The organism is Streptomyces phaeolivaceus (assembly GCF_009184865.1).
GTDB classification, from domain to species: Bacteria; Actinomycetota; Actinomycetes; order Streptomycetales; family Streptomycetaceae; genus Streptomyces; species Streptomyces phaeolivaceus.
Genome location: NZ_CP045096.1, coordinates 5,471,001 through 5,485,351 on the forward strand (window position 1 = coordinate 5,471,001; position 14,351 = coordinate 5,485,351).

The 14,351-nt window shown below is 70.1% G+C and carries 10 protein-coding genes and 1 pseudogene; 6 read left to right on the forward strand and 5 right to left on the reverse strand.

The annotated features are described in order from the left end of the window. The first annotated feature begins 7 nt into the window (after positions 1–7). The gene (locus tag F9278_RS25810) at positions 8–2,845 is read left to right on the forward strand and encodes a hypothetical protein (RefSeq protein WP_152170439.1); all 2,838 of its coding nucleotides are present in this window, start codon (positions 8–10) and stop codon (positions 2,843–2,845) included. 421 nt (positions 2,846–3,266) lie between these two features. Further along, the gene (locus F9278_RS25820) at positions 3,267–4,145 is read left to right on the forward strand and encodes a BBE domain-containing protein (protein WP_226966945.1); all 879 of its coding nucleotides are present in this window, start codon (positions 3,267–3,269) and stop codon (positions 4,143–4,145) included. A 348-nt stretch (positions 4,146–4,493) separates the two neighbouring features. Here the strand turns inward: F9278_RS25820 and F9278_RS25825 are convergent, their stop codons facing one another. After that, a complete protein-coding gene (locus F9278_RS25825) occupies positions 4,494–4,898 on the reverse strand; it encodes an endonuclease domain-containing protein (protein WP_226966946.1) in 405 nt (134 codons plus the stop codon). Between the two features lie 402 nt (positions 4,899–5,300). Here F9278_RS25825 and F9278_RS25830 point away from each other — a divergent pair, with 402 nt between their 5' ends. Then, complete coding sequence (locus tag F9278_RS25830) at positions 5,301–6,881, forward strand: AMP-binding protein (RefSeq protein ID WP_152170442.1); 1,581 nt, start codon at positions 5,301–5,303, stop codon at positions 6,879–6,881. Positions 6,882–6,973: 92 nt separating this feature from the next. After that, entirely contained in the window at positions 6,974–8,200 is a 1,227-nt protein-coding gene (locus tag F9278_RS25835) for an alpha/beta fold hydrolase (RefSeq protein WP_152170443.1), read from the forward strand. A 314-nt stretch (positions 8,201–8,514) separates the two neighbouring features. Here the strand turns inward: F9278_RS25835 and F9278_RS25840 are convergent, their stop codons facing one another. The 4 genes from F9278_RS25840 to F9278_RS25850 form a co-directional block, all read right to left on the reverse strand. Then, positions 8,515–9,048: a hypothetical protein gene (locus F9278_RS25840; RefSeq protein WP_226966947.1), complete on the reverse strand. Its 534-nt coding sequence runs from the start codon at positions 9,046–9,048 to the stop codon at positions 8,515–8,517. Positions 9,049–9,467: 419 nt separating this feature from the next. Continuing rightward, positions 9,468–9,932 carry a hypothetical protein gene (locus F9278_RS25845; RefSeq protein ID WP_152170445.1) on the reverse strand — a complete coding sequence of 155 codons (465 nt, stop codon included), beginning with the start codon at positions 9,930–9,932 and terminating at the stop codon, positions 9,468–9,470. 739 nt (positions 9,933–10,671) lie between these two features. After that, positions 10,672–10,884 carry an alpha/beta fold hydrolase gene (locus tag F9278_RS47375; RefSeq protein WP_226966948.1) on the reverse strand — a complete coding sequence of 71 codons (213 nt, stop codon included), beginning with the start codon at positions 10,882–10,884 and terminating at the stop codon, positions 10,672–10,674. Then, entirely contained in the window at positions 10,845–11,903 is a 1,059-nt protein-coding gene (locus F9278_RS25850; protein WP_226966949.1) for an alpha/beta fold hydrolase, read from the reverse strand. Before F9278_RS25850 ends, F9278_RS47375 begins: the two co-directional genes overlap by 40 nt. A 222-nt stretch (positions 11,904–12,125) precedes the next feature. Here F9278_RS25850 and F9278_RS25855 point away from each other — a divergent pair, with 222 nt between their 5' ends. Together F9278_RS25855 and F9278_RS47380 are read left to right on the forward strand one after the other, a co-directional pair. Next, positions 12,126–12,716: a DM13 domain-containing protein gene (locus F9278_RS25855; RefSeq protein ID WP_152170446.1), complete on the forward strand. Its 591-nt coding sequence runs from the start codon at positions 12,126–12,128 to the stop codon at positions 12,714–12,716. A 929-nt stretch (positions 12,717–13,645) separates the two neighbouring features. Further along, a pseudogene (locus F9278_RS47380) lies at positions 13,646–13,830 on the forward strand (hypothetical protein); the annotation flags it as partial. Positions 13,831–14,351 lie beyond the last annotated feature (521 nt).

The following is a 14,351-nucleotide window of genomic DNA, read 5'->3' on the forward strand; positions in this document are numbered from 1 at the left end:
AACAGAAGTGATCCGTGTCTCGCGCGTGACGGCCGCTCTGGCAGCGGCCCTCGCGCTGGCGCTGGCGTCGCCGGGGGCGGCCCGGTCGGCACCGGAACCGGACCCCGGGCCGCTGTCCGCTCCGGCATCCGCTCCGGCATCCGCTCCCGCGTCCACGCGGCTTCCCGAGGGCTGGCGGACCACCGGGTCCGGGAAGTCGGCAGAGCTGGTGTGGCGCTCGCCCGAGCAGGTGCCGGTGGGCGATGCCCAGGTCGAATTCCGCAGCGGGGAACGCCTGTTGGGCATTCCCAGACCCGCCGCCGACGGGCACACCTTCCGGCTGCCGCTCGACGGGGTACGCCTCGGAAGGACGGACGATCTGCGGGTCGAGGCCGCGGGGCGCCGTCTGGACGCGGCCGGAGCGAACGCCGCGGCCCGTGAGCGCCGCCGACTCGACGACTCATCGAGCCCGTCGAGTCCGTCGCGCCTGCCCCGGGCCACGACCGTGGCCAAGGTCGACCCCGGTGCGGCCGGCTCGTTCCGTACGACCAGCGGTGAGTACTCCCTGCCTCCGGTCCAACTGCCCGGCTACGACACCGAGGTGGAGATGAAGGCCGTGGTGGTCGCACCGGAGGGCGCCAAGGGCGACCGGCCACTGGCGCTGTTCCTCCACGGGCGCCACGTCACCTGCTTCCAGGGCGACGACGTGACCCTCGAATGGCCCTGCCCGGCCGGCTACGAGCCGGTGCCGAGCTACCGCGGATACCTGCACGACCAGCAACTCCTGGCCTCCCAGGGCTATGTGACGGTCTCGATATCGGCCAACTCCGTCAACGCCCAGGACTGGCAGGCCGACGACGCCGGCGCCCAGGCCCGCTCCTCGTTGATACGGCTGCACCTGGCCCACTGGGCGGACTGGGCCGCCGACCCGTCCACGGCCCCCGATGTCGTACGCCGGGCACCCCGCGCCGACCTCGGCCGGGTGCTGCTGGTGGGCCACTCCCGTGGCGGCGAGGGCGCCGACAGGGCCGCGCTGGACAGCCTCACCCCGCCGCCCGCCGACCAGGACGGCTACCACGGCAAGACCCGCTGGACGATACGCGGGACCGTCCTCATAGGCCCCACGATCTTCGGCCAGAACCCCGCCCCCGACGTGCCGTCGGTGACCATCCTGCCGGGCTGCGACGGAGACGTCATCGACCTCCAGGGCGAGTACTACGTCGACGGCACCCGTGGCGTCAGCCGCGGCAAGGCCCTGCACAGCGCGGTCTACATGACGGGCGCCAACCACAACTACTTCAACAGCGAGTGGACCCCCGGTCAGGCCACGGCACCGGCCAACGACGACTTCCTGTACGGCGGCGACGAGCACGACCCCCTCTGCTCACCCGACACCGCCACCCGGCTCACGGCCGAGCAGCAGCAGAAGGCGGGCTCGACGTACATAGCCGCCGCGGCCCGGCTGTTCGTCGCCGGCGACGACCGGACCCGCCCGCTGCTCGACGGCTCCCCGGTACGCGCCGCCTCCGCAGGCCCGGCCCGCGTCCTCACCCACGCCGTCGGCGCCGCCCGCGCGGGCGCGTTCCTGCCCACCTCCTCCGCCACGATCACCGGCGGCAGGCTGTGCGCCCAGGTGGACCCGGACCCGAACGTCTCCTGCCTGGACCCCTCCCTCACCACCGCCTCCCCGCACTTCACCCAGTGGCGGAGGGCGGTCCCCGGCAAGGAACCGGACCGGTACGCGCTGGCCATGACCTGGAGCCGCCCCGGCACCGCCACGGATCTGAGCCCCGCCCGCCCGGTCTCCCTGCCCGGCGCGACCTCGCTGAGCCTGCGCGTGATCGTGCCGCCGAACACCACCGGCACCGAGCTGGACGTCGCCCTCACCGACACCTCCGGCAAGCGGGCGGACCTCGGCCGGGTCCGCGTCGACGGCGTGCCGGGCACCTCCCGCACCTCCTCCTACTGGGCACGCGAGGTCCGCGTACCCCTGTCCGACGCCACCCGGGAGCGCATCGACCTGGCCCACGTCAAAACCCTCCACCTCACCCCGCGCACCGACTCCGGCACGGCATGGCTGATGGACGCCTACGGCTGGCGCCCCGGCACCCCCGCCGTCGAGCCCGCGAAGCCGGCACGCGTGGACGTCGGCCGTCTGACCGTCGAGGAGGGCGACTCCGGCTCGCGCACCTACCAGGTGCCGGTACGGGTGTCGGGGTCGGGCAGCGGCGAGGTCCGGCTGTTCGTGGACGAGCCGGGCGGTGACTTCCCCGTCGTACGCACGGTGAAGGTGCGAGCGGGCACGCGCGTCGACGTACCGGTGACGGTCGAGGGCAACACCCGCTACGGCGCCGACGCGGACCACCGGGTGGCCGTCAAGGCGGTACGCGGCGCGGTGGTCGGCTCCTACCTGGGCGGCGTCACCGCGCAGAACGACGACCCCCAGCCCACGGTGACCATGACACCGGTCGCGGACCAGGTCACCGAGGGGCAACCGCTGGTCTGGCGGATCGCCCTCTCCGCCGCCGCCGACGTGGCCACATGGACGGACCTGGAGGTGCTCCCCGTACCCACCGGCACCGGCCCCGAACTCTCCACCACGGACGTCCCCGCGACCTGGCTGGACGAGCACTTCGGCGCCTCACCGGACCCCGAACGCCCCCTGTCCGCGGTCCTCCCGGACGGCACACTGCTCATGTCCGAAGTACCCGCGGGCGCCCTGAGCATCGACCTGCCCGTACCCACCGTCACCGACCAACGACCCGAGGCCCCGGAGTCCCTACGACTCCGCCTCTGGACCTACGCCCCAGACGGGGAGGCGGTCGAGGGCCCGCAGTTCACCGGCACGGTACGCGACGCCCCCTAGCGGACCACCCGCACCGTACGAGGCTCCGGTCCGGACAACAAAGAACCCCCAGGCCACTGGCCTGGGGGTTCCGCATGGAGCGGGTGACACGAATCGAACGCAAAGCGCTGTTCGTCTGGCGGTCAGGACGGCGCGGTGGCGCTCTGTGCGCAGATGTGTGAATCCGAACGGTGGGGACGTGACTCTCATGGGTTGGCCGGGACCTCACCGTGCAAGGTCTCCTGGGTAGGCGTGAGTTCGGGTTCGGGGATTCGCCAGACGATGCGCACCTGTTCGTCGAGGGGGAGCGAGGGACCGCCGACGTAGACGCGGTGGATCAGGTAGATACCGCGCGCACCCGCTCGGCCCCGACGTCGTCGCCGGACAGCTGATCTTCCCGTTCGACCAGGCCGCCGACGTGCTGGCCAGGCTCCCCGCACACATGGCCGCCGCGCCCCGCGAGCTGGGCCCGCTGGCCGCGATCGCGCCCGCCCCCGCCCCGCCGATGCTGCCGCCGGAGGCGCACGGCAGGCCGGTGCTCGTCCTCCTCCCCGTCCTCACCGGGGATCCCGCGACCGCCGACGAGGTCATCGAACCGCTCGCCGCCCTCGGCCGGCCGGTCGCCGACCTGGTCACGCAGACACCGTGGCTGCGGGCGAACAGCATGCTCGACGCCGTAGCGCCGTACGGCAAGCGCATGAACCTGCGCGGCGGGTACCTCCCGGCCTTGTCCGCCGAAGCCGTCGACACCCTGCTGCGCCACGCCGCCACCGCACCGCAGAACCCTGGCGCGGCCAACGTCGTCAACCTGTGGTGCATGGGCGGCGCGATCTCCGAGGACGTCGCAGAGGAAGCCACCGCCTTCTCCCGCGAGGGAGCCGCCTGCTTCTCCCGCGAGGGAGCCGCATGGCTTTGGGAGGCCGTGAGCATGTGGGACGCCGCTGAGCACGACCCGCGGTACGAGGAGTCGGCGAAACACATCACGGAAGCGATGCGGCCCCACTCGCTCGCCGCCGGCTACACCAACCTCACCGACGACCTGGGCAAGGCATGGCGCCGCGGAGTCCACGGCAGCGAGGCCAAGTACCGGCGGCTGCAGGCGGTCAAGGCCACCTGGGACCCGGACAACCTCATCCGCTTCAACAAGAACATCGCCCCGACCGCGCGACCGCGTCAGCGACCCGACACGGCGCGATGTCGACCGCCGGATCGCGGAGGGGGAACACGGGAAGTTCTTGGTCCTTCGCGCCACCGATTCCGCGGCCTGCCCCTCGCCCGCGCCACGGCCCCGAACCGCCGGCGGACAGTCGCCGTCGGCTGACGCGAACCACGCTGGGCCCAACTGCCCCTTCGCGAAGGGCACGCCACCCCCGAATCGAACTGAACAACAAACAAACCCCAGGTCGCCGACCTGGGGTTTCATCATGGAGCGGGTGACGAGAATCGAACTCGCGCTCTCAGCTTGGGAAGCGACGGCGCTTGGGTGGCGCATGTGGCTCTGACCTGCTGAGATGCCCTTTTCCGCAGTGGCAGTTCTGGTCGGATCGCACCGCTGTTGACCGTGATTGCCCGCCCGTACGGGCACGCTATGGGCACGACATCGTGGAGCAGCGGGATATCGCGGCAGCAAGCTGGTAGTCGCCTCTGGTGTGGAGCGGTCCGCTACCGCTCAAGCAGTCTCATTGCGAGTGCACACGGCTGCGGAGGAGGGGTTCAGACCGTTGGCCGGCGTGGCCTTGCGGATCACGACCAGCCGAAGACCCTGTGCGGGGATCTCGGTGTCACGGCGCGTGTCGTACAGCGCCCGTTGTTCGCCCCGATGTACGCCGCTGACGGTGAGCTTGTCCGGCTTGTCGAAGTGAGGCATCGGCTGGTCGTGCTGCAGTTCCCGGTATTCGACGACGAGCCGGTGTCCGGGGCAGTACGCGTCGACCGGCAGTCTGGCTCGCCGCCCGCTCGCGCCGGGGTCCCCCAACAGCCAGTCGAACCGGTGCTGGGTCAGTGCCGGCTCACCGAGGATCCGCTCGCACAGGCCGACCACATACGCCTCGTCACTGTCGTCTCTCGTTCCCATGACCGCGCATCATGCCAAGCCTCCACCGACAAGACACCCGGTCAGACGGCGCGGACTCCGGCCCGGACTGTGTAACACGGACCCTTCAAGCCGGTTGCGGCCCGCCTCACTTGGAGGGACTGCAGGCGAGGTGACCGATGTTCACCGCGGTGACCGCGGGGCTGTTGAGTCCGCCCTCGGCTTCTCCTCAGAAAAGCCTCAGAGTTCCACCAAGCCGCGATGCGGAGGCGGGCGCGACGATCGAGCGGTCCCGGTCCGTCCGGCCCCTGGGGCCGAGTTGGAGCGACACGCGTCGGCAGGTCCGGTGCCGACATCAGAGCGTTGTCGCTCCGCTCAGTGCCACCGGCTGTTCCGATCGGCGTAGCAAACAGAGACACCGAGATACGGAGATACGGAGTCGTCATGATCTTCAGGAGCAAGTACCCGGATGTCGCCGTCACCGATCGCCCCCTCCACGAGTGGGTGCTCGGTGAAGCCTCGGGGCGTGGAACCCGGCCGGCCTTGGTGGACGTGTCCAGTGGACGAACGGTGACGTACGCCGAACTGGCCGCGCTGGTCCGTGGGCTCGCGGCGGGCCTCGCCGCCGAGGGCATCGGCAAGGGTGACGTGGTCGCTCTGCACTCGCCGAACACCGTCCTGTTCCCCGTGGTCCTCTACGCGGTCACCGCCGCGGGCGGGACGGTGACCACACTGTCGCCGCTGGCCACGCCCGCCGAGATCGCCAAGCAGCTGATCGATGCCGAAGCGCGGCTGATGGTGAGCGTGTCGCCGCTGGTCGAGACGGCGCGGACCGCGGTCGAGCTGGTCCGGCGGCAGACGGGCCGGGACATGGAGATCCTGGTCTGTGACAAGGCGGACGGGTATCGATCGGTGCTCGGGTTGCTGAACGACGGCGTCGTGCCCGCGTTCTCGACCGATCCGGCCGTGGACGTCGCCGTGCTGCCCTATTCGAGTGGAACCACGGGCGTACCCAAGGGCGTGATGCTGACCCACCGCAACCTGTGCACCAATCTCGAACAGTTGAACGGGCTGCATCGGGTCGACGAGAACGACCGTGTCATCGCGATTCTGCCCTTCTTCCACATCTTCGGTCTGACCGCGCTGGTCAACAACGCGCTGCGCCGTGGCGCGACCGTGTACGTCCACGCCCGGTTCGATCTCGACGCGTTCCTGACCAGCCTGGAGCGCGACCGCATCACCCACGCCTACGTCGCCCCGCCGGTGATGCTCGCGCTGGCCAAGCACCCCGCGGTCGGGAAACTGGACCTGTCGCACCTGCGGCGCGTCATCTGCGCGGCGGCGCCGCTCGACGCCGGTGTGCAGGCTGCGGTGGCCGACCGGCTGGGGGTGGAGGTCGGGCAGGCGTACGGCATGACCGAGCTGTCCCCCGCCTCGCACATCCACGCCGACGGCAACCAGGACGAGCCCGTCGCGTGCGTGGGGCATCTGCTCCCGTCGACGCAGGCACGTCTGGTCGATCCCGACACCGGTCAGGACGCGGCGGAGGGCGAGCCGGGTGAGGTATGGATCCGCGGGCCGCAGGTCATGAAGGGCTACTTCGGGCGCCCGGAGGACACCGACGCGACCGTCGACGCCGACGGCTGGCTGCACACCGGTGACATCGGCCGGGTCGACGAGGACGGGAACTGGTTCATCGTCGACCGGGTCAAGGAACTCATCAAGTACAAGGGGTACCAGGTGGCGCCGGCCGAGCTCGAAGCCATCCTGGTGCAGCATCCCGGTATCGCCGACGCGGCCGTGATCGGAGTCGACGACGAGGAGGGCAACGAGATACCGAAGGCGTTCGTGGTGCCCATGACCGGGGTGCCGATATCCGCCGCCGAGGTGATGGCCCACGTCGAGGGCCAGGTCGCCCCGTACAAGAGGATCCGCCGGGTCGAGTTCATCGAGGCCGTACCGAAGGCGGCCTCGGGGAAGATCCTGCGGCGCCGACTGCGGGAACGGGAGCCGGCGGGTTCCTGAACGGAGCCCCTGCACGCGGGCCCGGCGCTCGGGTCGGACTTGGGGCGCGCACCCAACTCCCATGAGATGAAAAGACGTTGTAAAGTTTCCGTGTGGACAGCGCGGTTTACCGATTCGGGCAGTACGCGCTGGACGCGGGCCGCCGTCGACTCAGCCATGACGGACGACGGGTCGAGGTCGAGCCCCAAGCCCTGGAACTCCTGTGCTACTTGGTCGAGCACCGTGGCCGCGTCGTGCCGGAAGAGGAACTGCGCGACAGGATGGGGCGCGGACAGAAGGCCGGCGAGGTCAGCGGCGCCGCACTCGCCGCATCGCTGCGCTCGGCCCGTCTCGCGATCGGTGACAGCGACACACGACAGCAGTTGATCCGCACCATGCTCCCGCGCGGCCATCGGTTCGTCGCGCGGACGACGGTGGCTTCCGCCGCTCCGGCCGCCACGTCCTCGGCCCCCGGCGTTCCGGCGGTGGTCGAGGCGGATCACGAGGTCATCCGGTTCTGCCGGTCCGCCGACGGCACCCGTATCGCCTACGCGCTCACCGGGGAGGGGCCGCCGCTGGTGAAGACCGCCAACTGGCTGACCCACCTCGACCTCGACCGGACCAATCCGATGTGGGCGCACTGGTTCGACGGCCTCACCCGCGGTCGGCAACTCGTCCGCTACGACGAGCGGGGTTGCGGCCTCTCCTCATGGGACATGGGCAGCTTCACGCTCGACGACCTGGTCGCCGACCTCGACTCCGTGGCCGATGCCGCCGGCCTCGACCGCTTCCCCCTGCTCGGGGTGTCCCAGGGCGGCGCGGTGGCGGTCGCCTACGCCGCGCTTCGCCCCGAGCGGGTCAGCCACCTGATCCTCACCTCCGCCTATGCCCGTGGGCAGCAGATCCGTGCGGGCAGTGCCGCCGAGCGCGACGCTGCCGAGGTCGACCTCGACATCGCCCGCGCCGGATGGCGTTCGCAGGACAGCAGCAGCTTCCTGCGCTACTTCGCCTCCCAGTTCCTCGCCGACGCCACTCCCGCGGAGTGGGACGCGTTCGCCGCCTACCAGCGGCAGACGACTTCGGTCGCCAACGGCCTGCGCTTCCTGGAGGAGTTCACCCGCATCGACGTCTCCGGCATCGCTCACGACGTGACCTGCCCGACGCTGATCATCCACTCACGTGACGACCCGCGCGTTCCTGTCGCACAGGCCCTGGAACTGGCCACGCTCATCCCCGACAGCCGACTGGTCCTGCTCGACAGCCGTAACCACCTGTTCACCGCGGACGACCCGGTCTGGCTGACCTTCCTCACCCATCTCTACAACTTCCTCTCCGAGTAGTCCGGCTCATGGGACGCTCACGACGACGGGAGGGCCCCGCAGGGCGCGGTGCTCGGTTGTATCGGCTGTTTCGGCGACTGAGTGCGGATGTCGGTCCGCACTCCGGTAAGCGTGGCGGTCGCTCACGCCGTCGCCGTCCAGGGCAAGCACCCGAGGCTCTCGGGTATGTCGGCCAAGGGGCCCCAAAGCCGCCACGAGATGATCTTGATGAACCAGCAGGGCAGCTCGATGGGGGTCGCGCTCGTCTTCCTGAACGTCCAGGAGCCGCGGCCGGCATCGACGCGTGGCCCCTGGGCGGTACAGGGTGACCGGACTCAGTCGATGGTGGTGTCCGCCTCCGGCGTCCTTCGCGCGTTGTTCCGGAGGTTGGCGAAGGGCAGAGCTCCTCCGTGGAGCTCTTTGAACTCGTCGATCAGATCCTGCTCGGCCTCACCCGCGTCGTCCTCAGTCATCGGCCGCCAGGCAACGAGCAGTGCGTCCGAGTCGGCCAGCTGCCAGATGTAGCGTCCGCCCCAGTGGCCGGCCAGCAGGCCGGTGCCGTGGCGGCGGTAGTCGGCAAGCCTCTGATTCAGTCCGTCCTGGCCTGCGGCCTTGCCGATGTACACGACCGTTGCTCCGTCCACCCAGGCATCGCCGAGCTTGTCAGCCGTCACGGATGGGTCGCGGCCTTTGAGATGTCCGGCAGGGCTCGCGGGTAGAAACGACGGGGGTGAGGTGTCCGTGCGGATCACCACGTAGATTCCGTGCCCGGTGGGAACGTTGCTGCTGGGCAGCTCCCGGAACGGCACGAAGCCGCAGAAGCCGCGTACGGACAGGGTTCTCTGCGTCAGCTCTGGTGTCGGGCTCATGCCAGCCATCGTGCCAGGGGCAACTGACAGTCCCAGCCCTGTTCTCGTACCGCTACGGCAAGCTGGCGTGTAGCTCTCTGCGAGCTCGGGACTTTCTGCCGACAGCAGAGCCGCCCACCCCTCTGTCGCGAGCTCGCGCTACTCGCTTGTAGAGCTCCGTTCCTCCCTGAGACCACCACCCGCCGGACCCGCAGCCGCGTCTCGGTCGGCGGCACACCTGCGACTCCCCGCGGGCGGCCGGCCCTCCCCATCCACAGACGGCGAACTGATCACTGCGATCGCCGCAACCATGGTGAGCGCGCTCGTCACGGGTTACGTTGGGTTCCCCATGGCGCCTCTGACATGGCGTCCGTGAAGTCGCGGACGACTTCACGGACGCCGGTGTGCTTGTCGGGCCGGCCTGCGCGAACGGTGTGCGACTAGCCGATGACGATGTCGCAGTCGGCCGTCCCGCGGGCGGCGATGGTGGCGAAGTCCGCCTGGATGAAGGGGTCGTACGCCGCCGCGGTCAGGGAGCGCGTCGACTTGCGGGGCACCCACTTCGTGCCGGTCGAGTGCCGGACGTCGGCCGCGTCCCACGACAGGTCACAGACCCAGTGGACGTTGCGGCCCGCGGGCCGCGGGTTGGTCGCGTCGGCGTCGATCCTCCAGTTGCCGTCCGCGTTCACGGTGAACGTGATGTCGCCCCGCACGTCCTTGCTGCTGTCGCTCGTCTTGAACTGGACCGACATGCCGTCCGCGGCGACGTGCTTGGTGGTGGCGTTGGCGTGCGCGGGAACCGTTCCCAGCAGCAGGGAGCCCAGCCCGGCACCCGTCGCGATCAGCAGCGCCAGCCCCCGGTGACTCCGGGCCTTGCCGGACGTCCTGGTGGTGTCGAGTCGCATCTTCTGTCCTTCTCTCTCGTGTGTGCCCCGTGTCGGAAGTGCGTGCCGGGCTGGGGGAGATGTCCTCACGACCGCTCCTCGGCCCGGCACCGCTCAAGCATCCGGCCCGTCGGCGGGCCAAGGCTTGGTGGAGGTCTGAGGCTCGTCTGAGGGCATGTCTGAGGACGGGCTGAGGGCGTTTCCCTCAGTCGGCGAGCCGGGTTGATGAGGCGTGCGTGAGCACCAGGTCCGGCGAATTGGAGGCGAACGGAGTGTGCGAGGCCACGGGAAATGTCCCCTGTGCGCGCTGCGGGCCGCGACACCGAACCCCGGCGAGCAGACAACCGGAGATCGCCGCAATCTGCCCACGGCGCGAGTTGATCACTCACCCTCACCGTCGACCAGCCCGTCACAGCTCACAGCACCTGCTGCACGGGCGGGTCGACGCTTGGCGTCGAGCCCGTCCGCAGGTCGGCGTGGGCCTGCCCGGCTGCCGAGGCTGAGTGACCTCCGGCAGCCCGGGCACGGCGCGGGGAGACTCGGATGCCATCGTCACCAGGGAAGATCGCGGCCGCTGACTTCTGCGACTTCCGCGCCCCGGTGCGCCAGGCCGCCAGACGGACCGCGTCGGCCCGAGTCTCTGATGACGCGGTCTCTGGCGTCGGGGTCCTGGCGGCTGTCCGTCGCCCCATCGGCCCGCGGAAGGAGCGCGTGCCCAGCCTGGCGACTCCACGGCCGCCGGATGCTCAGGCCACGCGGCTCACTCGGCCAGGAAGGCGTCGATGTGCGACAGGAACTCGTCCCAGGCCGGTTCGAACGCGGTGAGCAGGTGGCTGCGGCTCTTGAGCAGGACCAGCCGACTGTCGGGAATGAGAGCGGCCAGCTCATTGGCCTGGGACACCGGCACGCGCTCGTCGTCGCGGGAGTGGAGGATCAGCGTCGGACAGGCCACTTGGTGGGCGATGTCGGACACGTCGATCCTGGCGAACTCCTCAAGGAAACGGACCCCGTTGGCGGGCGAGGTCGTCCGCCGCTGGAAGGCGGTGAACTCGTCCCAGTCCTCCGGTGTGCCGTCGGGCAGGAACTGGGAGGCGAAGACCCGCAGAATCTGGGGTCCTGGTGGATCCATCCCACCCGGGCGACATCCAGGTCGAGGGCCGCCTCGGCGTTCTCGGTCTCGCTTCGGGACCGGACCTGCCGTCCTCGGGCGTAGGCCCCGGCGAGGATCAGCTGGCTGACCCGCTCCGGATGCCGTACGGCATAGGCGACCGCCACCGCACCGCCCTGCGACACCCCGAGCAGCGGGAACCTGTCGAGCCCCGCGGCCTCGACCACGGTCTCCAGGTCGTCGACCCAGTCCTCGAACGTGAAGCCCGGCACCACCCAGTCGGAGAGGCCGCACCCGCGCTCGTCGTAGCGGATCAGCCGGTGGTGGCGGGCGAGCCCCTTCAGCCAGTGCGACCACACCGGGGTCGTCCACTCCAGATCGAGATGGGACATCCAGTTGGCCGCCTTGAGCAGGGGCGGGCCCGAGCCGACGGCGGCATAGGCGATGCGGGTGCCGTCACCGGCCCGGCAGAACCGGATGGTCTGGCGGTCGGCGCCGCTCGGTCCGTCGGCCGGTGCCGGCCGTGCGTCGGCCTCCTGGCCGGAGCCCCTGGACGGGCCGCCGTCGACGACCGTTGTCGCGGCCACGAACTGGTAGCCCCGCCGGTGCACCGTGCGGATCACCTGTTGTCGGCTGCCCGTGTCCTCCACGGCCAGCCGAGCGGTCCGTAGCGCCGTGGTGAGGGCGGCCTCGCTGACGAAGCGGTCACCCCACACCTCGTCGAGCAGCTCGGTCTTCGGGACCACACGGTCCCGGTGGACGACGAGGTGACACAGCAGATCCAGGGCCCGAGGTTCGACATGGACCGGTTCACCGGCCCGGTGGAGCTGGTGCCGAGCTGTGTCCAGCTCGTATTCCCCGAAGCGATGCTTGTCCCCCTGCACCTTTGCAGCGTACAACTCCCCTGTGTCGGCGTACATATGAGCGAACCCCGGGTGTGTCGTCGTGGCGGCGGTGGCATGCGGCGCGCCGGCAGGAGGCCGGATCGGGAACACCCTGGCAGACGCGAACCGTAAGCGTTCTGTCATCTGCACAAGGGCCCGAGACCGTCGGCCGTTGCGTTGAATGGCGTGGTGGGGCGAGAGACTCTCCGAAGGAGGAACGCGATGGGGCGGGTACGGGCCGTGTTGGCCAGGCCATGGGCGGTCGGGGTCTTGGTGGTAGCGGTCGTGGCCGTCGGCTTGGGGTCGTACTGGTTCCAGCCGTGGAAGCTGTGGCAGGACCGGACGGTCACGGAGGCTCTGCCGGGTGCCGTGGAACCCTCTGCGGCGCCTGAGAAGGGTGGGCCCGGAGCGACCTCGCCGACGGGTTCACCGACACCGTCCGCGTCGGCGCCCGCCGGGCCGGAGACGTTGGCCGGTGGTGAGCTGATCAGCCATGAGCACACCACTTCCGGCGCGGTGAAACTCGTGCGGCTCGCCGACGGCTCTCATGTCGTACGGCTGGAGAACCTCGACACCAGCAACGGGCCGGACCTCCGTGTCTGGCTGACCGACGCGCCGGTGAAGGAGGGCCGTGCGGGGTGGCATGTCTTCGACGACGGGGAGTACGTCAGCCTCGGCAGGCTGAAGGGCAACAAAGGCAGTCAGAACTACCCCCTTCCTGCGGATGTCGACCCGGCCCGGTTCAGCAGCGTCAGCATCTGGTGCGACCGGTTCGACGTCTCGTTCGGCGCCGCGGAGCTCGCCCGGGTGTGACGGACCGCGCGCCGGAGGCGATGAGCACCATGTGCCGTGAGCCGGCCTCCACCGTGCGCGACTGCGTCTGACGGATCGGATGCATCTGACGGATCGGACGCGTCGTGGCCGGCACGTCGACGCCGGTCACCTCGTCCATGGCGGCTTCGGCACGGTGGTGGGGAGGGAGCTGTCCGCCCGACCGTATCGAACAGGTGGCCTATAGGTGCCGGACGGCCGCTTGGCGACCCGCCAGGAGTCCACGGTTCTTCTCCCGTGCCGCACCGAATGCCACCACCGCTCTGGTCGACGTCGTCGGCCTGGCAATGGCGTGAGAGCTGTCGGGGGCCGAGAGGAAGAAGGCCGTGCTCGTGGCGAGAGGAAGGCCGGTCGCCTGTCGCAAGGGGTCCGATCGACGGTTCACCGATCGGTCGGTGGGGGACCCGTGTCCCGAGAGGTGGACGGCGGAGTCGGGGAGTGATCACGCAGTGCTACGACTGCCTCGTTGGCGATCACGCGACGACCGCGGTGGCGGTGTGCGCTTCATGGCGGGCACCGGCCTGGCCCTCGACGAACCAGTGTCACCCTGACGAGCCGAAGTCAGTAACCCTCCTCAGAGAAGCCTCAGACTTCCACCAAGTGCCGGTCTGGCGATCGGTGGATGATCGGTACCCATGTGACCGAGCCCTGCGGAAAGGCCCATGGGGGAGTGCGATCAAATGATCACTCAACGTCGCGGCGGCGCGTGGATCGGTCGCCCCGTTCGATCGTGTGACTCGTTTCGGAGCGGAAACCAGGGGCCATCCGGTCGGCTCGCGAGGGAAGCTCGATGCGCTGGTCGAGACCAACGCGAACGGTCCGTCGACTGCCCGCGGGCGGGACGCTCTTCCCGCAGCGGACGTCTGTCCGTCGATGGCCTTGGCCACCCAGGTGGAGGCCAGGAGGCCAGGGCGGTGCGCTGGTTCGAGAGGACGTGCTCGGCGTGCGGCCCGGCCGGTCTGTTCGCCGAGGGGCGCGACGTCACACAGCGCCCCAGCTGTGTGGGAACCTCCCGCAGGCGCTCGTGCACGTCCCACTGCTGGAGTGCTCGGCCCGCCTCGCGTCCTCGGCCGGAGCCGCGGTCACCCGGTGGTGAACTGGCCGCCGCGGTGCTCGGTGTCCCCGCCCGTCGGCAGCTCCTCGTCACCGTCCCGCAGACGGGTCGAGCCGCTGACCGGCGTCGTCCTGGGGAGCGCGATGGCCTCGTGGGAGACGGACGCCGACGGCGCCGATCATTGCCCTCCACGTCACGCGCCTTCCGGAACGGCTCGCTGGACGGGCTGCCGCCTTTCCCGTGTGCCCCGGCCCGACCGGATCTGCACCGCAGCGTTCACAGGGCTCCCGCCGCATCTGCGCGCCCAGGTGGCGCTTGCCGCCGCCATGCTATTTTGCATCATGCAAAGCTCTTGACGTGAGAGGGAGTAGGGGTGCCGGGAGCCAAAGGGGGCCGACCATGCATACGGTTCGCCAGTCCCTGAATGGGTGGCGGGATCGAGCATCGACTCCAAGCCCCCGCCAGCCCCTCCCTCTCGAAATGCCCGTTTCCTCCTCCCTCTCCGAGAGAGCTGGGCCGGCTGCCGGCCGTCTACTCGCCGACAACGGCGGCGGGATCATCGC